This is a genomic window from Dysosmobacter sp. HCP28S3_G4, from assembly GCF_052065175.1.
Lineage (GTDB): Bacteria > Bacillota > Clostridia > Oscillospirales > Oscillospiraceae > Oscillibacter.
Genome location: NZ_JBQHUP010000116.1, coordinates 1 through 625, shown reverse-complemented (window position 1 = coordinate 625; position 625 = coordinate 1). Strand labels below are relative to the sequence as shown.

Here is a 625-nt window from a genome sequence, read left to right as displayed (position 1 = left end):
TGTATACAAAGTATGGCTTGCCCTCAGCGCGTTTCTTATCGAGAAACTGGTACACCGGCTCGTCTGCCGGCGCTTTTCTGAGATATGTGCAGACGATCTGGTACAGCGTTTTCCGAAGATGCGGCGAACCACGCTTTGTGGTCGACGTGCTTTGTGTCTCATGCTTGCCGGACTGGTCCACAGCCGGGTCAACGCCAGCGAAGCCCACAATGGAACTGCGGCGGGGAAAACGGCGCACATCGCCAATCTCAGCCATGAGTTGCGCAGCTGTGGTTTCGCCAACGCCGTACATGGCGCGCACGGTTTCGTACTCCGGGAGCTGTGAGGCGAGTCGTGTCATCTCTGCTCGCAGAGCAGCCAACGTAGTCTTTCCTGCAAGAAGCTGCTGTGCGGCTGTGGTAATGAGCAGCTTGGTGTTGTCGTTCTTCGGTAGCGTGGTGAAATGGCCGCAGCTTCCGGCGTAGATATCCAGAGCTTTCTCTTCACTGAAATGGTAACCCTTACGCTTGCACCATTTCTGGTAGCGCTCGGTGAATGCCTTCTCGCTGACGCGGCAGATGCAGTCGCAGTGCCAGAATGTCATGACAAAGTCCACCCATTTCTGGTGGCCGTCCGCACGCTCCGG

Annotated in this window: 1 protein-coding gene; it reads right to left on the bottom strand. The window is 56.8% G+C overall.

The genetic code is table 11. The features are described 5' to 3' along the window. On the bottom strand, positions 1 to 583 hold a 583-nt coding region (locus ACTNBU_RS12695; RefSeq protein WP_441034459.1), incomplete at its 3' end, for a transposase. Positions 584 to 625: the final 42 nt, after the last annotated feature.